General features: G+C 64.4%; 20 protein-coding genes. 12 read left to right on the plus strand and 8 right to left on the minus strand.

What is annotated here, in order from left to right; all coding sequences use genetic code 11:
* Positions 1–16: 16 nt before the first annotated feature.
* Both LJ655_RS24545 and LJ655_RS24550 read right to left on the minus strand, forming a co-directional pair.
* Positions 17–1,831, minus strand: coding sequence for an aminopeptidase P family protein (locus LJ655_RS24545; protein ID WP_230563812.1), 1,815 nt, complete (start codon positions 1,829–1,831; stop codon positions 17–19).
* Between the two features lie 18 nt (positions 1,832–1,849).
* A complete protein-coding gene (locus tag LJ655_RS24550) occupies positions 1,850–2,116 on the minus strand; it encodes a hypothetical protein (RefSeq protein ID WP_230563813.1) in 267 nt (88 codons plus the stop codon).
* A gap of 227 nt (positions 2,117–2,343) precedes the next feature.
* Here LJ655_RS24550 and LJ655_RS24555 point away from each other — a divergent pair, with 227 nt between their 5' ends.
* The 7 genes from LJ655_RS24555 to LJ655_RS24585 all read left to right on the plus strand — a co-directional run bounded on the left by LJ655_RS24555 (position 2,344) and on the right by LJ655_RS24585 (position 8,504).
* A complete protein-coding gene (locus tag LJ655_RS24555) occupies positions 2,344–3,054 on the plus strand; it encodes a response regulator transcription factor (protein ID WP_230563814.1) in 711 nt (236 codons plus the stop codon).
* 79 nt (positions 3,055–3,133) lie between these two features.
* Positions 3,134–4,420 (plus strand): glutamyl-tRNA reductase, encoded by a 1,287-nt coding sequence (hemA, locus tag LJ655_RS24560; protein ID WP_230563815.1) that lies wholly within the window; start codon positions 3,134–3,136, stop codon positions 4,418–4,420.
* 120 nt (positions 4,421–4,540) lie between these two features.
* A complete protein-coding gene (prfA, locus tag LJ655_RS24565) occupies positions 4,541–5,623 on the plus strand; it encodes a peptide chain release factor 1 (RefSeq protein WP_230563816.1) in 1,083 nt (360 codons plus the stop codon).
* A gap of 10 nt (positions 5,624–5,633) precedes the next feature.
* The gene (gene prmC / locus LJ655_RS24570; RefSeq protein WP_230563817.1) at positions 5,634–6,521 is read left to right on the plus strand and encodes a peptide chain release factor N(5)-glutamine methyltransferase; all 888 of its coding nucleotides are present in this window, start codon (positions 5,634–5,636) and stop codon (positions 6,519–6,521) included.
* A gap of 112 nt (positions 6,522–6,633) precedes the next feature.
* Entirely contained in the window at positions 6,634–6,945 is a 312-nt protein-coding gene (gene grxD, locus LJ655_RS24575) for a Grx4 family monothiol glutaredoxin (RefSeq protein ID WP_008918687.1), read from the plus strand.
* A 40-nt stretch (positions 6,946–6,985) separates the two neighbouring features.
* The gene (locus LJ655_RS24580; RefSeq protein ID WP_230563818.1) at positions 6,986–7,588 is read left to right on the plus strand and encodes a UbiX family flavin prenyltransferase; all 603 of its coding nucleotides are present in this window, start codon (positions 6,986–6,988) and stop codon (positions 7,586–7,588) included.
* Positions 7,589–7,718: 130 nt separating this feature from the next.
* On the plus strand, positions 7,719–8,504 hold the full coding sequence (locus LJ655_RS24585) for a DODA-type extradiol aromatic ring-opening family dioxygenase (RefSeq protein WP_230563819.1): 786 nt from the start codon (positions 7,719–7,721) through the stop codon (positions 8,502–8,504).
* 115 nt (positions 8,505–8,619) lie between these two features.
* On the opposite strand, the gene LJ655_RS24590 is transcribed toward LJ655_RS24585, so the two are convergent.
* Positions 8,620–10,215 (minus strand): APC family permease, encoded by a 1,596-nt coding sequence (locus LJ655_RS24590; protein ID WP_230563820.1) that lies wholly within the window; start codon positions 10,213–10,215, stop codon positions 8,620–8,622.
* A gap of 431 nt (positions 10,216–10,646) precedes the next feature.
* On the opposite strand from LJ655_RS24590, the gene LJ655_RS24595 reads away from it, so the two are divergent.
* On the plus strand, positions 10,647–10,850 hold the full coding sequence (locus LJ655_RS24595) for a cold-shock protein (RefSeq protein WP_013090665.1): 204 nt from the start codon (positions 10,647–10,649) through the stop codon (positions 10,848–10,850).
* Positions 10,851–10,986: 136 nt separating this feature from the next.
* Here LJ655_RS24595 and LJ655_RS24600 read toward each other — a convergent pair whose 3' ends face one another.
* The gene (locus LJ655_RS24600; protein ID WP_230563821.1) at positions 10,987–12,237 is read right to left on the minus strand and encodes an Hsp70 family protein; all 1,251 of its coding nucleotides are present in this window, start codon (positions 12,235–12,237) and stop codon (positions 10,987–10,989) included.
* 190 nt (positions 12,238–12,427) lie between these two features.
* Here LJ655_RS24600 and LJ655_RS24605 point away from each other — a divergent pair, with 190 nt between their 5' ends.
* Complete coding sequence (locus LJ655_RS24605; RefSeq protein ID WP_230563822.1) at positions 12,428–13,921, plus strand: MFS transporter; 1,494 nt, start codon at positions 12,428–12,430, stop codon at positions 13,919–13,921.
* 103 nt (positions 13,922–14,024) lie between these two features.
* Here the strand turns inward: LJ655_RS24605 and LJ655_RS24610 are convergent, their stop codons facing one another.
* Positions 14,025–14,618, minus strand: coding sequence for a nitroreductase family protein (locus LJ655_RS24610; protein ID WP_230563823.1), 594 nt, complete (start codon positions 14,616–14,618; stop codon positions 14,025–14,027).
* 103 nt (positions 14,619–14,721) lie between these two features.
* On the minus strand, positions 14,722–16,005 hold the full coding sequence (locus LJ655_RS24615) for an MFS transporter (protein WP_230563824.1): 1,284 nt from the start codon (positions 16,003–16,005) through the stop codon (positions 14,722–14,724).
* A 153-nt stretch (positions 16,006–16,158) separates the two neighbouring features.
* On the opposite strand from LJ655_RS24615, the gene LJ655_RS24620 reads away from it, so the two are divergent.
* Together LJ655_RS24620 and LJ655_RS24625 are read left to right on the plus strand one after the other, a co-directional pair.
* Positions 16,159–16,803 (plus strand): TetR/AcrR family transcriptional regulator, encoded by a 645-nt coding sequence (locus LJ655_RS24620; RefSeq protein WP_230563825.1) that lies wholly within the window; start codon positions 16,159–16,161, stop codon positions 16,801–16,803.
* Between the two features lie 58 nt (positions 16,804–16,861).
* Positions 16,862–17,416 (plus strand): DUF1415 domain-containing protein, encoded by a 555-nt coding sequence (locus LJ655_RS24625; protein ID WP_230563826.1) that lies wholly within the window; start codon positions 16,862–16,864, stop codon positions 17,414–17,416.
* 8 nt (positions 17,417–17,424) lie between these two features.
* On the opposite strand, the gene LJ655_RS24630 is transcribed toward LJ655_RS24625, so the two are convergent.
* Positions 17,425–18,267: a class I SAM-dependent methyltransferase gene (locus tag LJ655_RS24630; RefSeq protein ID WP_230563827.1), complete on the minus strand. Its 843-nt coding sequence runs from the start codon at positions 18,265–18,267 to the stop codon at positions 17,425–17,427.
* A 388-nt stretch (positions 18,268–18,655) separates the two neighbouring features.
* On the opposite strand from LJ655_RS24630, the gene LJ655_RS24635 reads away from it, so the two are divergent.
* Positions 18,656–18,976, plus strand: coding sequence for a type II toxin-antitoxin system HicA family toxin (locus LJ655_RS24635; protein WP_230563828.1), 321 nt, complete (start codon positions 18,656–18,658; stop codon positions 18,974–18,976).
* Between the two features lie 137 nt (positions 18,977–19,113).
* Here the strand turns inward: LJ655_RS24635 and LJ655_RS24640 are convergent, their stop codons facing one another.
* On the minus strand, positions 19,114–19,323 hold the full coding sequence (locus tag LJ655_RS24640) for a DUF1059 domain-containing protein (protein WP_230563829.1): 210 nt from the start codon (positions 19,321–19,323) through the stop codon (positions 19,114–19,116).
* Positions 19,324–19,436: the final 113 nt, after the last annotated feature.

The following is a 19,436-nucleotide window of genomic DNA, read 5'->3' on the forward strand; positions in this document are numbered from 1 at the left end:
GAAGTTCGTCGCTAATTCAGATCGGTTGCGTGCGCAGCTCGAGCCACGCCTTCGCGTCGCCCGACACATGCGGCGCGAGCCGCGTGCGCACGGTCTCGTGATACGTGTTGAGCCACGCGCGCTCGTCGTCCCGCAGCAGCGACAGTTCGATGCAGCGCGTGTCGATCGGGCACAGCGTCAGTGTCTCGAACTTCAGGAAATCGCCGAATCCGGTTTTTTCCGCAGCAACATTGAGCACGAGGTTTTCGATGCGCACGCCCCACCTGCCCGGCCGATACAGACCCGGCTCGTTCGACGTGATCATGCCTTCCTCCATTGCGGTCCAAGGCTCGGCCGGCGCGTAGTGCGAGATCACCTGCGGGCCCTCGTGCACGTTCAGGAAGTAGCCGACCCCGTGACCGGTGCCGTGACCGTAGTCGGCGCCCGCTTGCCAGATCGGCGCGCGCGCGATCGCGTCGAGCATCGGCGAGCGGATGCCGCGCGGGAATTGCGCGCGTGACAGCGCAATCATGCCCTTCAGCACGACGGTGAAATCGCGCCGCTGTTCATGGCTCGGCGTGCCGACCGGGACGACTCGCGTGATATCGGTCGTGCCGCTCAGGTACTGGCCACCCGAATCGATCAGCAGCAGCCCGTTGCCCTCGATCACCGCATGCGACTCCTCGGTCGCGCGATAGTGCGGCATCGCGCCGTTCGCGTTGAAACCCGCGATCGTCGCGAAGCTCAGCGACACGAAGCCGGGACGGCGCGCGCGGGCGGCCGTCAGACGTTCGTCGATCGTCAGCTCGGTGATGCGCTCGCGGCCCAGCGCGCTTTCGAACCACGCGAAGAATTCCGCGAGCGCGGCGCCGTCCTGCTCCATCGTCTCGCGCACATGCGCGGCGTCGGCGGCGGTCTTGCACGACTTGAGGAAAGTGGACGGATTGACCGCTTCGACCACCTTGACCGACGACGGCACCGCCTGCAGCGAGCCGTACGTGATGCGGCGCGGATCGATCAGCAGCGTGCTGCCGGACGGCAGCGCGGCGAGCGCGTCGGCGGCTTTCGCGTACGGCTCGACGCTGATGCCGTCGCGCGCGAGCACGTCGGCGAGCGCCGGCGACACCTTGCCCTCTGCGATGAAAAGCGACACGCGGTCCATCCCGATCAGCGCGTGCGCGACGAACACCGGGTTGTAGCTGACGTCGGCGCCGCGCAGGTTCAGCAGCCATGCGAGGTCGTCGAGCGTAGAGATAAAGTGCCACTGCGCGCCTTGGCCGGTCATCGCGCGGCGCACCTGCGCGAGCTTTTCCGCGCGCGCGACGCCTGCTTGCGGCGCGGTGTGCTCGAAGACGGCGTCGGTGGGCAGCGCCGGGCGCTGCGCCCATATCGCATCGAACAGGTCGACGTCGGTGCGCAACTGCACGCCGCGCGCGTTCAGCGCCGCGCTCAAGGCACGCGCCGCCGCGACGCCGAGCACCGCGCCGTCCACACCGACCGTAGCGCCGCTCGCGACGTTCTGCGCGAGCCACTCGAAATGCGGCGTGGTCAGTTGGCCGCCGGTCATCTTCATCAGCTCGACGCCGGTGCCGGCGAGCTGGGCGCTCGCCTGCTCCCAATAGCGGCTGTCGGTCCAGACGCCGGCGAAATCACCCGTGACGATCAGTGTGCCGGCCGAGCCGGTGAAGCCGGACAGCCACTGGCGACCTTGCCAGCGCCCAGGCAGATACTCGGACAGGTGCGGGTCCGCCGACGGCACGAGGTAAGCGGCGATGCCTTCGCGCGCCATGACGGCGCGCAGGCTCGCGAGGCGCTCGGGAATCGAGGAGTTGTCGGGAAGTCGGGCATTCATGGCGTTACCTGCAAGGATTCATCGACGGATTGATCGGCGCGAAAAGAGGCCGACCGTCGCGGCGACGGCGATGAGCGAGACGGCGACACATATCGGCCATTCAAGCATGTCGCCGTCATGGAAGAGACCTGTCACATTGCCGGCCATGCGCGCAACGCTCGCACCAAGCACGCCGGCCAACGGCGCGGCCCACCAGCGGGCGCGGCTCGCCCGGCGCAGCGGGTGCAACCACCACCCCGCGAGGCCGATGATGACGCCGAGCACGAGAATGCCGGGCCAACCCATCAGGCGTGGGCTCCGGACCCGGAGTTGAAACACGGCAGGATCAATTTCAGATTCGTCTCATAGGCGGAAGGAGCAGCCAAGGCTAGCATTTTGGCCTCTTTAACTACAGCAGTTCAGCACGGCGCTTTCCGCATAGCGGTTGAGTTTAGGGGTCGGGGTGTGCTTAGGCAAGTTGTAAGTCCGACGATACCGCCTGTACCCGCCCGTTGCCAGGCTGACGCCGCGCCATGCGCATCGCCCTTATCGAACCGGACGTGCAACACGCCAAACTGGTCGACCGGCTCATTTTTGCCGGCGGCCATGTGTGTCTGCACTTCACAAACAGCGCCACGTTCTTGCGGTGCGCCACCGACGAATTCTTCGACCTGCTGATCACGGAAAGCTGGGCCGGCGACCATTGCGCCGAAGACGTGATCCCGCGCGCGCGCTCCATTTTGCCCGGCCTGCCCGTCATGATGCTCATGACGGCACCGCGCGAAAGCCAGATTGTCGCAGCGCTGCATGCAGGCGCCGACGATTGCCTGAGCAAGCCCGTGCGCGGGCCAGAAATGCTCGCGCGCGTCGAGGCGCTGCAGCGCCGCGCAGGCGTGCGGCGACCTTCCAACCGGCGGCGCGACGTGATCGGCGGTTACACGTTCGACGCGGCGAATTTCGCCGTCACCTTTCGCGAGCTGACCGTCGTCCTGACGCCGAAAGAATTCCACCTCGCGCTGCTGCTGTTCAACAATCTGGCGCGGCCGGTGTCGCGCGCGCACATTCTCGAGACGGTATGGTCACGCCGCCGCGACGTAAAGTCGCGCACCATCGACACCCACGCGTCGCGCGTGCGCAGCAAGCTGCGACTGCGCCCCGAGCTTGGCTATGCGCTAACGCCGGTCTATGGTTACGGTTACCAGCTCGATGCGATTCCGCTGGAAAGCCTGACAGGCCCGGGCTGACGCACGCGGGGTGCACTGCGTGCAGGATGTGAGAATCGTGGAAACGCTATAATGCAAAGCTGAACGATAGCTCCCCCAAATGCAGCTTCTAACGATCGGAATCAACCATCACACTGCGCCTGTCGCCTTGCGCGAACGCGTGGCGTTTCCGCTCGAACAGATCAAGCCCGCACTGGACACCTTCAAAGGCATCTGGCTGGGCCGCATGGCCCCCAATGCGCCAGAAGCGGCAATTCTGTCCACCTGCAACCGCACCGAACTCTACTGCGCGACCGACGACCTCGCCGCGCGCGAAGCCGCGATCCAGTGGCTTTCGAAATATCACCACTTACCGATCGACGAACTCGCGCCGCACGTCTACGCGCTGCCGCAGTCCGAAGCGGTGCGGCATGCGTTCCGGGTCGCGTCGGGGCTCGACTCGATGGTGCTCGGTGAAACGCAGATCGTCGGACAAATGAAGGATGCGGTGCGTACCGCGTCCGAAGCCGGCGCGCTCGGCACCTATCTGAACCAGCTGTTCCAGCGCACCTTCGCCGTCGCGAAGGAAGTGCGCAGCACGACCGAAATCGGCAGCCAGTCGGTATCGATGGCGGCCGCCGCGGTTCGCCTCGCGCAACGCATTTTCGACAAGATCGCGAACCAGCGGGTGCTGTTCATCGGTGCTGGCGAAATGATCGAACTGTGCGCCACCCATTTCGCCGCACAGCATCCGCGCGAGCTCGTTGTCGCGAATCGCACCGCGGAGCGCGGCATGCGGCTCGCCGAGCGCTTCAACGGCCACGCTATTCCGCTCTCCGAGTTGCCCGCACGAATGCACGAGTTCGACATCATCGTGTCGTGCACGGCGTCCACGTTGCCAATCATCGGTCTGGGCGCGGTCGAGCGCGCGGTGAAGGCCCGGCGTCACCGGCCTATTTTCATGGTCGACCTCGCGGTACCGCGCGACATCGAACCTGAAGCCGGCCACCTCGAAGACGTATTCCTGTACACCGTCGACGACCTCGGCACGATCGTCCGGGAAGGCAATGCGTCGCGCCAAGCCGCGGTCGCGCAGGCTGAAGCGATCATCGAAACGCGCGTGCAGACCTTCATGCAGTGGCTCGACGCCCGCAGCATCGTGCCGGTGATCCGCCACATGCATACACAAGCCGACGCGCTGCGCCGCGCCGAAGTCGAACGCGCGCAGAAAATGCTCGCGCGCGGCGACGACCCGGCCGCGGTGCTCGAAGCACTGTCGCAATCGCTCACCAATAAGCTGATCCACGGTCCCACGCACGCACTGAATCGCGCGGGCAGCGACAACCGCGACAAGCTGATCGAGCTGATGAGCGGCTTCTACAAACACTCCGACTCCTCGGAGCGTTAGCGGCGCAGTGCTCGCCGCACCCCGCGCGTCACCGCTGTGGCTCGCGAAGTGCTTCCGCACCCGGGCGTCAGCCCGTTCCCCACGCCGCATACTTTCCGGAGCCCGCTCCACTACCGCCCGATGAAAACGAGCATGCAACGCAAGCTCGACCAGCTGACCACCCGGCTGGCCGAACTGAACGACCTGTTGAGCCGCGAGGACATCACAGCCAACCTCGACCAATACCGCAAGCTCACTCGCGAACACGCGGAGCTTGGCCCGGTCGTCGAGCAGTACGGGCTTTGGCGCCAGGCGCAGAGCGACGCGGCCACCGCGCAGGAACTCCTCACTGACGCATCGATGCGCGATTTTGCCGAAGAGGAAATCCGTGCGGCGCGTGATCGCATGGAGACGCTAGGCGTCGAGCTGCAGAAAATGCTGCTGCCCAAAGACCCGAACGACGACCGCAACATCTTCCTCGAAATCCGCGCGGGCACGGGCGGCGACGAATCCGCGCTGTTCGCGGGCGATCTGCTGCGCATGTATCTGCGCTATGCCGAGCGCAATCGCTGGCAAGTCGAGATGATGTCGGCGAGCGAATCGGACCTTGGCGGCTACCGGGAAGTGATCGTGCGGATCGCCGGCGACGCCGCGTATTCGAAGCTGAAGTTCGAGTCGGGCGGGCATCGTGTGCAGCGCGTACCGGCCACCGAAACGCAGGGCCGCATCCATACCTCGGCGTGCACGGTCGCCGTGATGCCGGAAGCGGACGAGATCGGCGAAGTCGAGATCAATCCTGCCGATCTGCGGATCGACACTTTTCGCGCATCGGGCGCGGGCGGCCAGCACATCAACAAAACCGACTCGGCGGTGCGCGTCACGCATTTGCCGACCGGCATCGTCGTCGAATGTCAGGACGACCGCTCTCAGCACAAGAACAAGGACCGCGCGCTGAAGGTGCTCGCCGCGCGCATCAAGGACAAGCAGGCGCACGAGCAGCAGGCGAAGGAAGCGGCGACGCGCAAGAACCTGATCGGCTCGGGCGACCGCTCGGAACGGATTCGCACGTACAACTTCCCGCAGGGGCGCCTCACCGATCACCGCATCAACCTGACGCTGTATCGCCTCGACGCGATCATGGACGGCGATCTCGACGAACTGATCGCGGCGCTCGTCAGCGAGCATCAGGCCGAACTGCTGGCCTCGCTCGGTGACGCGGACTGACGCCTCGACGATGACCGACGCCGCCCCGACCTCGCTCCACCCCGGTGCTCAAGCCGCGACGGCGGGCGCGCTGTTGCGCGCCTCGCCGCTGCCGCCGCTCGAAGCGCGGATTCTGCTCACGCACGTGCTCGGCTGGCGACGCACGCAGCTGATCACGCGCGGCGAGGAGCCGCTCGGGCGCGAGAGCATCGAACGTTACCGCACGCTCGAAGCGCGGCGCCTGGCCGGCGAGCCGGTTGCACAGCTCGTCGGTGCGCGCGAGTTTTTCGGGCTCGAGTTCGAAGTCACGCCGCACGTCCTGATTCCGCGCCCCGAAACCGAGTTGCTGGTCGAGACCGCGCTCGCGGCGATCGAACATCGGCCGCGTCCGCGCGTGCTCGATCTCGGCACCGGAACCGGCGCAATCGCAGTGGCGATTGCGTCGATGCGGACCGACGCGCAGGTCTGGGCGCTCGATCGGTCGGCCGACGCGCTCGCGGTCGCCGCGCGCAACGGCGCTCGCCTGCTCGACGCGAAGCGCCCGGGCGGCGCGCTCGCCTTCCTCCACAGCGACTGGTACAGCTCGCTCGACGCCGCGCTGCGCTTCGACGCGATCGTCAGCAATCCCCCGTATATCGCCAGCGGCGACCCGCATCTGCTCGAAGGCGATCTGCGCTTCGAGCCGCGCGATGCGCTCACCGACGGAGCCGATGGCCTCAGCGCAATCCGCGCGATCGTCGCCGGCGCGCCTGAGCGCCTCGCCGCCGACGGCGTGCTGTGGATCGAGCATGGCTACGACCAGGCCGAAGCCGTGCGCGCGTTACTGAGCGCGCGGGGGTTTGCCGAGGTCCGCTCGGAGCGCGATCTCGCCGGCATCGAGCGGATCAGCGGAGGCGTGTTGCGTGGCACCTCGGCATAAGCGCAGTCGCCGCAGCTAAGACCCTTGCCGCAACGCGGCTGCGGCCGCGCGTAGCGAAATCCGCTATCATTTCAGCCTATTCCCTTCCTCTATCGGAACCGCAAGGTCAGTCATGGATACGCAACAACGCATCAAGCAAATCGTCGACGGCAACAACGTCGTTCTCTTCATGAAAGGCACGGCCCAGTTCCCAATGTGCGGTTTTTCCGGCCGCGCCATCCAGATCCTGAAGGCGTGCGGCGTCGGCGAAATCAAGACCGTGAACGTGCTCGAAGACGACGAAATCCGTCAGGGCATCAAGGTGTTCTCGAACTGGCCGACCATTCCGCAGCTGTACGTGAAGGGCGAATTCATCGGCGGCTCGGACATCATGATGGAAATGTACGAATCGGGCGAGCTGCAGCAGCTGTTCGCCGCAGCCTGAGCGTTCTTCGCTTCGTTCGCTTCATCAGGCGCCGCGAGCCATGCTGCAATCCCATGCTGCGGCGCCCCGCCGGCTGATCGTCGCGATCACCGGTGCCACCGGCGCCATCTACGGCGTCCGGCTACTCGGGACGCTGCGCCGGCTGGGCGGCGTCGAGAGCCATCTGCTGATTTCGAGCGCCGGTTGGCTCAACATCCAGCACGAACTCCAGTTGACGAAGGAAGACGTGCATCCGCTCGCGGATGTCGTTCATTCGGTGCGCGACGTCGGCGCGAGCATCGCGTCCGGGTCGTTCGCGACCGACGGCATGATCGTCGCACCTTGCTCGATGAAAACGCTCGCGAGCATCGCGCACGGTTTTGCCGACAACCTGATCACCCGCGCCGCCGACGTCACGCTGAAGGAGCGTCGCCGCCTCGTGCTGCTGGTGCGCGAAACGCCGTTCAATCTCGCGCATCTGCGCAATATGACGGCCGTCACTGAAATGGGCGGTGTAATCTTCCCGCCCCTGCCTGCGTTTTACAACCAGCCTGCTTCGATCGACGAGATGGTCGACCACACGGTCGCGCGCGTGCTCGATCTATTTGCGCTCGGGCCGGCGCTGTCGCCCGCGTGGGAAGGGTTGCGCGGCGCGCAGGAATAACGCTCCAAGACGATTAACAACAGGCGCGACACAATCAATTCCGCCCGGACCCATTTATCAAGCCGTCGTGCGGACCTATATTGGTAAGAACCCAATTTTCCGTGCCGGTTCGCCCGGCCGCGTTGCCGTCATGAACCGCTTACCGTCGCTTTTCCTGTCTCACGGCGCACCCACGCTGCCGATCGATCCGTCCATGCCCTCCGCCGAGTTCAGCGCGCTGAGCACGCAATTGCCGCGCCCCGACGCCATCCTGATGTTGTCGGCGCACTGGGGCACCGCCCAGCCGCTCGCGAGCATCGCGACGGCGCCTGAAACCATCCACGATTTCTACGGTTTTCCGCGCCAGCTCTACGAAATCCAATATCCCGCGCCGGGTGCGCCCGACGTCGCGCGCAGTGCCGCCGCGCTGCTCGGCGCGAGCGGTATCGTCGCCGACGTGCAGCCGCACGGACTCGACCACGGCGCGTGGGTGCCGATGCTGCTCATGTTCCCCGAGGCAGACGTGCCGATCGCGCAACTGTCGATTCAGCCGCACAAGGATGCCGCGCATCATTTCCGCGTCGGCCGGGCACTGCGCGCGCTGAAAGACGAAGGCGTGATGGTGATCGGGTCCGGTCAGATCACGCACAATCTGCGTGCCGCCGATTTCTCCGCGCGCCCTGAAGATGCCGATCCGCGCGTGAGTGAATTCACCGATTGGTTCGAAGATAAGCTGGTCGCGCGCGATATCGACGCGCTGCTCGACTATCGCCGCCAGGCGCCGCACGCGCTGCTGATGCACCCGACCGACGAGCACCTGTTGCCGGTGTTCGCCGCGCTCGGCGCTGCCGACGACGACTACTCGCTTGCGATCCAGTCGCTCGGCACCTACCAGCGCTCGCTCGCGATGACGAACTATGTGTTCGGTACCGCTTGATCCTGCCCGATCCTGCTCGATAGCCAACAAACAAAAAGCCCGCCTGATCACGTCAGGCGGGCTTTTTGTTTGACGCGGATCCGCCGCGAGCGGATCCGTCAGACTCGCACGGCGCTCAGTGCGCGCCGATGCCTTCGAGCACTTCGTCGTGCACGAGCCGCTCGTCCAGATACTCCGAACGATAGCCGCTGTTGACACCCCAGAAATAGAACATCAGCGAGAAGGCGATCACGACCAGCATGTCCCAACCGTAGGGCAGGATGCCGAAGCCGCCGAACTCCTTACTGCCGATCAGCGACAGGATTGCCATGATCGGCAGATACGCGACCAGCCACCACGCCGCCTTCAGATCGCGCCCCCAGCCCTCGAAGCCCTGCTTGGCCTGGAAGTAGAAGTACACGGGTAGCGCGACAACCATCAGCAGAATGATTTCGCCGGTCAGCGGCCACTTCGCCCAGTAGAGGATCAACGACGCGCAGACGAACGCAAACGGCGCGATCACCTTCATGCCGGCGATGTGCAGCGGGCGCTCCAGATCGGTGGCCGCGCGGCGCAATGCCATCAGGCTGATCGGGCCGGTCAGGTACGAGATCACCGTCGCGACCGAGATCACCGCCGCGAGCGCGCTCCAGCCGCGGAAGAAGAACAGGAAGACGAACGACACCAACAGGTTGAACCACATCGCCGGACGCGGCACGCCGTAGAACGGATGCACCTGACCGAAAATCTTCGGCATCGTATTGTTGCGCTCCATCGCATAGATCATCCGTGTCGTGGTCGCCATATAGGTCGTCCCGGTGCCGCTCGGGCTCACGAACGCGTCGATGTACAAGAGGATCGCCAGCCAGTTCAGGTTCAGCGCGATCGCCAGTTCCGCGAAGGGCGAAGCGAAGCTGAAGTGGCTCCACCCCTTCATCACATCGGCCGGGTTCACCGCGCCGATATACGCGATCTGCAGCAGCACGTAGATCACCAGCGCGAGCAGGATCGAACCGATCACCGCGAAAGGCACGCTCTTCGCCGGATTGCGTGCTTCACCGGCCAGGTTGATCGGACTCTGGAAACCGTTGAACGCGAACACGATGCCGCTTGTCGCGACAGCGGTCAGCACCGCCGACCAGCCGTACGGCGCGAACGTGGTCGTCTGACCAAAGTTCTCGGTATGGACGCCGGTCATCATCAGACCCACGATCGTCGCGCCGGGGATCAGGAACTTGAAGATCGTGATCGCCGAGTTGGCGCGCGCGAACACCTTGACGCCCCAGTAGTTGAGCAGGAAGTAGATGATCACGAGCGCCGCGGACAACAGCAGGCCGTTGGTGGTCAATGACCCGTCGACAAAGAGCGCATGCGCCCAGGGATAGGGCCATGTACTCATGTACTGGATCGATGCCTCGGCCTCGATAGGAATCACCGATACGATCGCGATCCAGTTGGCCCACGCACTGATAAAACCGACCAGTGCGCCGTGCGAGTAGCGCGCATAGCGCACCATCCCGCCAGATTCCGGAAACATCGCGCCGAGTTCAGCGTAGGTCAGCGCAATCGCCAGAATCACGACCGCGCCGATGATCCATGCGCAAATCGCGGCCGGACCGGCAATTTTTGCGGCCTTCCACGCCCCGAACAGCCAGCCCGATCCGATGATCGAGCCCAGGCCGGTCAGCAATAGCGCGAACGGCCCGATGTTCCGTTGTATAGAACTTTTCACGTCTTCTCCTAAATCAGAACCATGTCGGCACCGCGTGAGCTCGCTCGTGGCGGGAGGGACGGGTGACGCGCATGGAAGCGCGTCCAGTGTGCTGAATAGGTGCAACCGACGCGCGGCGCGTAGTTTAACGGTTGCACCGGGTTACTGCAGCGGAACCGCCACCGAACCAAGGGTTCTCCCTGGCATAAAGTTGGCCGGTTGCGCAAGCTTTGTAAGAAATATTCCGACCAGTCCTGGCAAAGTTTCGTCCGGACAGTTGACGTTCGTCCGATTTCGCCGTATAACGTTCGGGCAGGATTTCAAGCGGCGAGTGAAGTGGTTCTTTCGTAGGTCGCCCATCAACGGTACTCCGGTTGGTCCCATTACCCCTTCCTTGATTTTCATGCACCCCCGGGCTTCGGCCTTATTCACCATTTTTAGGAAAAAGTAATATGGAAACCGGTACCGTCAAGTGGTTCAACGACGCTAAGGGCTTTGGCTTCATCACTCCGGACGGCGGCGGTGAAGATCTGTTCGCGCATTTCTCGGAAATTCGCGTCGACGGCTTCAAGACGCTGCAAGAAAACCAGAAGGTCACGTTTGAAGTGAAGACGGGCCCGAAGGGCAAGCAAGCGGCTAACATCAAGCCGGTGTAAGCTCAGCGCCTCCTTCCGGACGCAAAAAAACCCCGCCTCGGCGGGGTTTTTTATTATCGGCGGCAATTCCATAATCTGCCGATTAAATTTGCGTGACTTCGCAATTCGCGGCGGATTAGTCGCCGATTAATCGACATTATCCAAACACGCGCCGGGCATGAATACCGAGTCCTGTCGCCACGCTCGCAAGACGATCGCCGAACACCGCCTGCGCGTCCGGAAACGCCGCGGCCAGCGCACCCGAAAGAAACGCGAGGCCCGTCGAGCCGCCCGTGAAATAGATCGCGTCGACACTCCGCGGCGCGACACCCGCCGCCTGCACCGTGTCGCGCGCCGCCTGGACAATGCGTCGCGTTTCGTCCTCGCCGGCCTTGACGAGTTGCGCTTCGTCGAACGCGAGGCGCAAATCTTCTTCCACTTCCCCGAGATCGATGACGGTCTCGCCGCCCGCCGCCACCCCGATCTTCGCCTCTTCCGCATGCGCGGCCAGTGCGTGCCCGAACCGCTGCTCCACAACGCGCATCAGTCGATCGTGGTGCCGGGTCTCCGTGAAAAGGTGCCGCATCAGCGCGAGCTCGCTGACGCGCTTCGGCGTATAGACCGTGTTGATCAGGTGCCAGGTCGCGAGATCGAAATAGATCCGGTTCGGGATTTCGCGCCCCTGCGGGTCGAGCGACTGGTAGCCGAGTTCTCGCAGGATCGTCGCCAGTTCGACGCGACGGTCGAAGTCCGTACCGGCGACGTGCACCCCGTGATGCGCAAGCACATCGTCCTTGCGCTCGACGCGCTTCATCCGTTCTGGCCCCACTCGCACGAGCGAAAAGTCAGACGTGCCACCGCCGATGTCGGCGACTAGCACGAGGCCCTCGGCGCTCAGATGCGATTCGTAGTCGAACGCGGCCGCGATCGGTTCATACTGAAAGTGGATGTCGCGCAAGCCGACCGTGCGCGCAGCGGCTTCGAGCTGTTGCTGCGCCGTCTGGTCGGCGCGCGGGTCATCGTCGACGAAAAACACTGGGCGGCCGAGGACCGCGCGGTCGATCGCGCCGCCCGCGGCGGCTTCGGCCGAGCGCTTCAGGTGAGTGAGGAAAGTTGCGATCACGTCGGTGTACCTGATCGCGCTGCCGTCGCCCAGGTCGGTCGTATTCTCGGCTAACGGCGAGCCGAGGATGCTTTTCATCGAACGCATCAGCCGGCCGTCGAATCCGTCGATGTACGCCGCGAGCGCCGCGCGCCCGAATTCGCTGGTGTGTTCGTCGGTATTGAAGAAGACCGCGGTGGGCAGCGTCGTGTAGGCGCCCTCCACCGGAGCCAGCTTCAGCTTCGCACCGTCCGGGACCGCGACAGCAGAATTGGAAGTACCGAAGTCAATCGCGCAATAGTTCATGGCAGGAATGGCCGCTCACGGCTGGCGCGCACAGAAAGGGGAGCGGCTTTGTATCACGAAAACTCCGGCAGCATCAACTGAAGCTGTCGGGACGGCCGCCGCACTGTTTGAAAACCATGGCGCGGTACGGACATTGCTCACGTGGTCCGGATATGCCGCCCCATTTTCGTTGTCGAGGAGACTCCGCGCCATGAGCCTGCCGTCCGCCGCCGCCATCGATAACCGCCACGCCGCGCTGATCGAAACCGATCTCCCCTCGCGGCTGGACCGCCTGCCGTGGGGCCGCTTCCATACGCTGATCGTCGTCGCGCTCGGCGTGACGTGGCTGCTCGATGGGCTCGAAGTGACGCTGGCCGGCGCGGTCGCAAGCGCGCTGAAAACGAGCCCGGCGCTGCGCTTCTCGAATGCCGACGTCGGCCTCGCGGGCAGTGCATACATTGCCGGCGCGGTGCTCGGCGCGCTCGGTTTCGGCTGGCTGACCGACCGGCTCGGCCGCCGCAAGCTGTTTTTCATCACGCTGGCGCTCTATCTGGCCGCAACCGCGTCGACCGCGCTGTCGTGGAATCTGATGAGCTTCATGGTGTTTCGCTTTCTGACCGGCGCGGGTATCGGCGGTGAATACACGGCGATCAACTCGACGATCCAGGAATTTACGCCGGCGCGCGTGCGCGGCTGGACCGACCTCGGCATCAACGGCACGTTCTGGATCGGCGCGGGGCTCGGCGCCGCGGGCTCGCTGGTGCTGCTCGATCCGCATCTGCTGCCGGCAGACTGGGGCTGGCGCGCGTGCTTTTTCATCGGCGCGGTGCTCGCGCTCGTGATTCTGCCGATGCGCATGTGGGTGCCCGAAAGCCCGCGCTGGCTGCTTACGCACGGCGAGGAGCGCGACGCGCGCATGATCGTCGAGGGGATCGAGACGCGTTTTCGCTACGACGGCCACACGCTCGCCGACGACGCCCTCACGCGGCTGCGCCTGCGCGCGCGCGACCATACGCCGTTGCGCGAGGTGTTCCATGTGCTGTTCAACGTGCACCGGCGCCGCGCGCTGGTCGGCCTGACGCTGATGACCGCGCAGGCGTTTTTCTACAACGCGATCTTTTTCACCTACGCGCTCGTCCTCACCGACTTTTATCACGTGCCGGGCGACGACATCGGCTGGTATCTGTTGCCTTTCGCTCTCGGCAATTTCATGGGACCGCTGGTGCTCGGCCGGTTGTTCGACGTGATCGGCAGACGCAAGATGATCGCCGCGACTTATGCGATGTCGGCGATCCTGCTGACGCTGTCCGGCTATCTGTTCGAGCAGCAACTGCTCACCGTCGTCACCCAGACGATCGCCTGGATGGTGATCTTCTTCTTCGCGTCGGCGGCCGCGAGTTCCGCGTATCTGACCGTGAGCGAGTCGTTTCCGCTCGAAATCCGCGCGCTCGCGATTGCGGTTTTCTATGCGTTCGGCACCGCGCTCGGCGGCATCATCGGGCCGGCGTTTTTCGGCCGGCTGATCGATACGCACCAGCGCAGCGAAGTGTTTTCGGGCTATCTGGTCGGCTCGGCGCTGATGCTCGCGGCGGCGCTCGTCGCGGCGATCTGGGGTGTCGACGCGGAGCGCAAGTCGCTCGAACATGTGGCGACGCCACTGTCGAGCGTGTCGGACGACGGGAACGGCGTGAACGGCGCCGCATAAAAAACGCGCGGACCGTGCCGCGCGTGCCTGACTGCTTCGTTGCCGGGGGACTGCCTGGTTCGCTTTGCGCGAAATCAGGCGGCAAGCGCCGTGAATCCGTCGCTCAGAACGCCTTCTTCCAGCCGCCGCCGTACGCGATGTCCGCGAGCGCCGCACGCTGACGCGGCGCCTTCTCGCGCTCACGCAGAACCGGGTCCAGTTTATCGATGTCACCGTAGTGGCCAAGCGAGATCATCGCGATCGGCTCGACGTCCTTCGGCAATTCGAAGGCGGTGCGGAACGCGTTCACGTCGAAGCCGCTCATCTGATGCGCGGCGAGGCCGAGCGCATGCGCCTGCAGCACCAGCGACATCGCCGCCGCGCCTGCGTCGTAAAACGCGCAGCGGTTCACGTCGCCCTTGTTGGTCAGCGTGTGCGCGGTCACTGCGATCAGCACCGGCGCGGGCGCGTTCCAGCCCTGGTTGAACGGCACCAGTGTGGCGAAAGCCTTCTTGAACGCGAGTTCGTCGACGGTACGATCGAACACCACAAAACGCCACGGCTGCGCGTTGTACGAAGACGGCGCCCAGCGAGCCGCTTCGAGCACGGCGCGCAACTGGTCGCGGCTCACCGGCTCGCTCGAATACGCGCGGGGGCTCCAGCGGCCTGCGATCAGCTCGTGAATGGCAACTTCGGTTGAGGCGGGTTTGTTGGCCATGCGCTTCTCTCGGTAGAAATTCATGATCGCCGGGCGGCTGCCCGGGGCCACATAGGATAACGGGGTTTGGGCGCGCGCTCCACCTCGCGACGCGACGCCAGGGTCAGATTGCCTGTGGCATTGCGGCCTTGGCCGGGCGGTTGATGCGCAATACGATCACCGCGGCGATGAGGCACAAGCCGCCGGAAATCATCGATGCCACCGTGTAAGTGCCAAGGCTCGCGCGCAGCATGCCTGCGCCGAGCGCCGCAAACGCCGCGCCGAGCTGGTGGCCCGCCACCACCCAGCCGAATACGACCGGCGCCGATTCCTTGCCGTAGACGTCGGTAGCGAGGCGCACGGTCGGCGGCACGGTCGCGATCCAGTCGAGGCCGTAGAACACCGCGAACAGCGGCAGCCCGAAGAAGTCGATGCCGAACGCGTGTGGCAGATACATCAGCGACAGCCCGCGCAACCCGTAGTACCAGAACAGGAGCACACGGCTATTGAAGCGGTCCGACAGCCAGCCCGACAGCGTCGTGCCGAACAGGTCGAACACGCCCATCGCCGCGAGCAATGAGGCGCCCTGCACTTCCGTCATCCCGTAATCGCCGCACATCGCGATCAGATGGGTGCCGACGTAGCCATTGGTGCTCGCGCCGCAAATGAAGAAGCTGAAGAACAGCAGCCAGAAGTCGCGCGTTTTGCTCGCCGACGCGAGCGTGCCGAACGCGATCGCCAACGGATTCTGCTTAGTCACGGTCGTCGTGATGGGCGCGTCATGCGGTTCGCCGTACGGGCGCAACTGCATGCTGGCCGGATGCTCCGGCAGCAGGAACGCGACGAGCGGAATCACCACGGCGGCCGCCAGCGCGACGACCCACACGACCTGGCGCCAGCCGTAATGCTCGGCGATGGCCGCGAGCAGCGGCAGGAACACCAGCTGCCCGGTCGCCGAGCTGGCGGTCAGGATGCCCATGACGAGACCGCGTCGCGTCGTGAACCAGCGCGTGACGACGGTCGCCGACAACGACAGCGCCGCGACCCCGGTCGAGCCGCCGACCATTACGCCCCAGATCAGCACCATCTGCCACGGATGCGTCATCAGCGACGACAGCGCCACGCCCGCGGCCATCGTGCCGAGCGCGGTTAGCAGCGTCGGCCGCACTCCGAAGCGCTGCATCGCGGCAGCCGCGAATGGCCCCATCAACCCGTACAGCGCAATGTTCACCGAGATCGCGAGCGAAATGGTCGCGCGGCTCCAGCCGAATTGATGCTCGAGCGGCACCATCATCACGCTCGGCGTAGCCCGCGTGCCTGCAGCCGCGAGCAACACCAGAAACACCACGGCAACCGCCAACCAGCCGTAGTGGAAACGTCCGCCTATCAGTCGCGCAGCCCAGTTCATCGGTTCTCCCATCGACGCGGCACGGATGGTGGCGTCGTTCGCGTTGTTACGGCTTCGGTAAAGGATTTGTGACTGATCGGTCACAATGGTGTTGCGATGTTAGTTACCGGTCGGTAACATGTCAAGGCGTCAATTCCATTTGGGTGACTTTCCATGTCCGCCGAAACTCTCAAGCCCGCGCCCGCCCGTGCCCGGCGCGCGCGCGGCGCGCAGACCGCCGGGCCGCAGGCGCAGCAGCATCTGCTGCGCGCGGCTAGCGAGCTGTTTTATCGTGAAGGCGTGCGCAGCGTCGGCGTCGACGCGGTGGTCGAGCGCGCGGGCGTGAACAAGATGAGCCTGTACCGGCAGTTTTCGTCGAAGGACGAACTGGTGATGGCGTATCTGGAGCAGAAGGACGAGCAGTTCTTCGGCTACGTCGAGAAGAGTTTCGCGAAGCATCCGGGCGAGCCGGCGAAGCAGCTTCAACAGTATTTCGACGACCTCGCGGTGCGTGCCTCGGTCGACGATTACCGCGGCTGTCCGTTCGTGAACGTGTCGGTGGAGTTTTCGGATACCGCGCATCCGGCGCGACAGTTCGTGTTCCGCAACAAGCAGCGCCTGCTGGCGCGCCTGCTCGAACTGTCGACAGCGGCCGGCGCCGGCGATCCGCAAGCGCTCGCCGATGGGCTCGGTCTGCTGATCGAGGGTGTATATGCCGCGAGCCAGACTTACGGGCCGGGCTGCGGGCCGATCCTCGCCGCGCCGAAGGTCGCCGCTCAGTTGATCGCAGCCGCTTGCGGGGAGACTCGGGCTCGCTGAACCGGTCGGTCGGCCGGGTCCATTAAAATTCCGTTTTTTCCTGCCACGTCCGTCCGCCATGCCGTTGCCCGCCGAATCCCACGATGCCGTTATCACCGCGACCCGTCACTGGCTGACCGAGGCCGTGATCGGCCTGAACCTGTGTCCGTTCGCAAAGGCCGTGCACGTGAAGGGGCAAATTCGCTATGTGGTCAGCGAAGCGGACAGTCTCGAAGCGGTGCTCACCGATCTGGAAGCCGAACTGCAGACGCTCGTCGCGGCCGACCCCGCCGCCATCGACACGACGTTGCTGATCCTGCCGCGCGCGTTCAGCGACTTTCTCGACTTCAATGACTGCCTGTTCTTCGCCGACCGGCTGATCCAGCAGCTGAAGCTCGACGGGGTCATCCAGATCGCGAGCTTTCATCCGCGTTACCAGTTCGAAGGCAGCGCGCCGGACGACATCGAAAACTACACGAACCGGGCGCCCTATCCGATCCTGCATCTACTGCGTGAGGACAGCATCGAGCGGGCCGTGCAGGCCTTTCCTGACGCGGAAGCGATTTACGAACGCAATCAGGAAACGCTGCGGCGCATCGGCCTCGCGGGCTGGGATGCGTTGATGAAGCGCTAGGCCGCACCTCAGGCCGGCACGAAAAAGCGCTCCTTCAGCGCATCGAGCCCGAGCGTTTCCAGCACCTCGCCGAGCCGCTCGGCCGGCCGGCGCCGCGGCAGATCCTTGTACTGCGCGATGATCAGCTCGTTTTTCATCGAGTGTTCCCAGCCGACCAGCTCAGTCACGCTGACCTGATAGCCATGTGCTTCGAGTTGCAGGCAGCGCAGCACGTTGGTGATCTGGCTGCCGAATTCGCGCGTATGCAACGGATGCCGCCAGATTTCCGTCAACGCGTTCTTCAGCGCGCGGCCTTTGTTTTGCCGCAGCACGCCGGCCACTTCGGCCTGACAGCAGGGTACGACGACGATGTACTTCGCGTGCTTTTCGAGCGCGAAGCGGATCGCGTCGTCGGTGGCGGTATTGCAGGCGTGCAGCGCGGTGACGATATCGATTTCGGCGGGCAGGCGCGTCGACGTGATCGATTCAGCCACCGACAGATTCAGAAACGACATCCCCTTGAAGCCGAGCCGCGCCGCCAGTTCTTCGGACTTCGTCACCAGCTCTTCGCGCGTTTCAATGCCGTAAATGTGCGAAGCCCCACCAGCGGCATCCTGAAACTCCTTGAAAAACAGGTCATACAGAATAAAACCGAGGTATGACTTACCGGCGCCATGATCGACGAGCGTGAGCGACCCCTGCTGGTCCTTCAGGTCCTTGAGCAGCGGCTCGATGAACTGGAACAGATGGTAGACCTGCTTCAGCTTGCGGCGGCTGTCCTGATTCATCTTGCCGTCGCGCGTGAGGATGTGGAGTTCCTTAAGCAGTTCGACAGATTGATTGGGGCGGATTTCGTGGGTTTTGCCGGACATCGTGTAGACCGCCATCAATTAGCGCGCGAACGTGCGACAGATGACGGAGAAAGAGAAAAGTTGCTGCCAGTTTACCGAAAGTGCGGCATACCCAGCGAGGACGCCGCGCGGATCGCGCGAGACATGCGATCAACGTGGAACATTTCCCGCGCGAGCGGCGATGTGCGCAAGCGTCTCGGGGATGGCTGAAAATTGCCTGCGCGCCCGCTGAGCCTGCGGGTGCACGCCGTGTGTCGCTGAAAAACAGGAGGCTGGCCGGCCGTGCTGCCGGACACGCGAACCGGATGCATTGGGGGAGAGCGGCCCCGGACCATGGGCCGAACATTACGTAACCAGCAGCGCCGGCTCGGCAACCGGACGCGCTCGGACGATCAGACAAGAGGCGGCAATGGATACGGTACCCAACGGAAATGTCGAACAGAAGTTCCAGGAAATGCTGGCGAAGCTCACGGCCGCGCCCGCATGGTCGGAAAAGCAGCAACTCGAGCTGGAGATGGCGCGCGACATCTCCACGGAAATGCTGCGGCTCGCCGAGGTCATGCGCGATGGCCGCGTGGACCTCGAAACTTGCCTGACGATGCTCAAGTACGCCAAAGTGCTCGACTTCGTCATGACGACGCTCGCTTCGCGACGCGACATCAAGCCGCAGACGCTGCGGGTGATCTTCAAGCTCGCCGGGCTGAAGGTCGACGAAGCCTATCCGGGTTAGCGCGTTGCCAGCTCGATCAAAAGGGCCAGGCACAGCGTCTCTCGTGCAAGACAAACAGACTGCTGCAACACGACCGCGCGCGGGCGGCTCGCTGCCGCTCGCGACGCTGGCTTCCGCGATCCCTCTACACGGTTGTCTCACGCGCGCGGCGCCTCGACGGGCGGCGTTCCCTCATGAAATAGCGTCTTCAGCTGCGCACGCAGCTCCGGCGAATCCGCGTGCTTGTGTACGCTGACGGCATGCTGGACCGCGGCTTCGAGCAGTTCGCCCTCGCTGTCGGCGGAGAGCGCGACAGTGCAGTTCATTTCGCTCGGAAACTCACGACAGTCGATGTATTTGCGGGTCATGGCAACCTCCTCGATTCCGACAATCGACCCTTCCACCGATTTGAAGCGCGACGCGCGTCGGCGGCCGGCGTGCGGCGTCAAGGCGCGCCGCAGCGGCTGCGTCGGAACCGATG

Origin of the sequence: Paraburkholderia translucens, from assembly GCF_020881035.1 — a bacterium.
Taxonomy (GTDB): Bacteria; Pseudomonadota; Gammaproteobacteria; order Burkholderiales; family Burkholderiaceae; genus Paraburkholderia; species Paraburkholderia translucens.

Excerpts from the sequence above, each read along its gene's own strand:
- LJ655_RS24595 (WP_013090665.1), top strand. The coding sequence starts at position 10,647 with ATGGAAACCGGTACCGTCAAGTGGTTCAACGACGCTAAGGGCTTTGGC.
- LJ655_RS24630 (WP_230563827.1), bottom strand. The coding sequence starts at position 18,267 with ATGTCCGGCAAAACCCACGAAATCCGCCCCAATCAATCTGTCGAACTG.
- prmC (WP_230563817.1), top strand. The coding sequence starts at position 5,634 with ATGACCGACGCCGCCCCGACCTCGCTCCACCCCGGTGCTCAAGCCGCG.
- LJ655_RS24635 (WP_230563828.1), top strand. The coding sequence starts at position 18,656 with ATGGATACGGTACCCAACGGAAATGTCGAACAGAAGTTCCAGGAAATG.
- LJ655_RS24545 (WP_230563812.1), bottom strand. The coding sequence starts at position 1,831 with ATGAATGCCCGACTTCCCGACAACTCCTCGATTCCCGAGCGCCTCGCG.
- LJ655_RS24550 (WP_230563813.1), bottom strand. The coding sequence starts at position 2,116 with ATGGGTTGGCCCGGCATTCTCGTGCTCGGCGTCATCATCGGCCTCGCG.
- LJ655_RS24585 (WP_230563819.1), top strand. The coding sequence starts at position 7,719 with ATGAACCGCTTACCGTCGCTTTTCCTGTCTCACGGCGCACCCACGCTG.
- LJ655_RS24640 (WP_230563829.1), bottom strand. The coding sequence starts at position 19,323 with ATGACCCGCAAATACATCGACTGTCGTGAGTTTCCGAGCGAAATGAAC.
- LJ655_RS24555 (WP_230563814.1), top strand. The coding sequence starts at position 2,344 with ATGCGCATCGCCCTTATCGAACCGGACGTGCAACACGCCAAACTGGTC.
- LJ655_RS24615 (WP_230563824.1), bottom strand. The coding sequence starts at position 16,005 with ATGAACTGGGCTGCGCGACTGATAGGCGGACGTTTCCACTACGGCTGG.
- hemA (WP_230563815.1), top strand. The coding sequence starts at position 3,134 with ATGCAGCTTCTAACGATCGGAATCAACCATCACACTGCGCCTGTCGCC.
- LJ655_RS24625 (WP_230563826.1), top strand. The coding sequence starts at position 16,862 with ATGCCGTTGCCCGCCGAATCCCACGATGCCGTTATCACCGCGACCCGT.
- LJ655_RS24580 (WP_230563818.1), top strand. The coding sequence starts at position 6,986 with ATGCTGCAATCCCATGCTGCGGCGCCCCGCCGGCTGATCGTCGCGATC.
- grxD (WP_008918687.1), top strand. The coding sequence starts at position 6,634 with ATGGATACGCAACAACGCATCAAGCAAATCGTCGACGGCAACAACGTC.
- LJ655_RS24600 (WP_230563821.1), bottom strand. The coding sequence starts at position 12,237 with ATGAACTATTGCGCGATTGACTTCGGTACTTCCAATTCTGCTGTCGCG.
- LJ655_RS24605 (WP_230563822.1), top strand. The coding sequence starts at position 12,428 with ATGAGCCTGCCGTCCGCCGCCGCCATCGATAACCGCCACGCCGCGCTG.
- LJ655_RS24620 (WP_230563825.1), top strand. The coding sequence starts at position 16,159 with ATGTCCGCCGAAACTCTCAAGCCCGCGCCCGCCCGTGCCCGGCGCGCG.
- LJ655_RS24610 (WP_230563823.1), bottom strand. The coding sequence starts at position 14,618 with ATGGCCAACAAACCCGCCTCAACCGAAGTTGCCATTCACGAGCTGATC.
- prfA (WP_230563816.1), top strand. The coding sequence starts at position 4,541 with ATGAAAACGAGCATGCAACGCAAGCTCGACCAGCTGACCACCCGGCTG.